This window comes from Streptomyces fildesensis, from assembly GCF_016107395.1.
GTDB classification, from domain to species: domain Bacteria; phylum Actinomycetota; class Actinomycetes; order Streptomycetales; family Streptomycetaceae; genus Actinacidiphila; species Actinacidiphila fildesensis.
On record NZ_JAAIKO010000201.1, the window covers coordinates 1 to 402 of the forward strand.

General features: G+C 44.0%; 1 protein-coding gene. It reads left to right on the top strand.

Annotated features, from left to right (window positions below; genetic code table 11):
- Positions 1-402 (top strand): catalase (locus C6N31_RS47245; protein WP_198359675.1); only part of this gene is annotated, 402 nt, incomplete at both ends.

Consider the following 402-nt stretch of genomic DNA (forward strand, 5'->3'; position numbering starts at 1 on the left):
GTATGATTCAATTGAAGCAGGTAACTACCCCGAGTGGATACTTTATATCCAAACTATGAACCCTAGAGATGAAGATTCGTTCGATTTCGATCCGCTCGATATGACCAAGATTTGGCCGGAGGATATCTTTCCGCTCCATCCCGTTGGCCGATTGGTGTTGAACAAGAACGTTGATAACTTCTTTGCTGAGAATGAGATGCTCGCTTTTAATCCTGCGCTCGTTGTTCCTGGAATCTACTTCTCAAACGACAAGTTGCTCCAACTGAGGCTATTTGCTTATGGCGATACTCAGAGGCACCGTCTTGGACCAAACTATCTTCAACTTCCCGTCAACGCACCCAAATGCCTCTATCATAACAATCACCATGATGGTTATATGAATTTCATGCATAGGGATGAAGA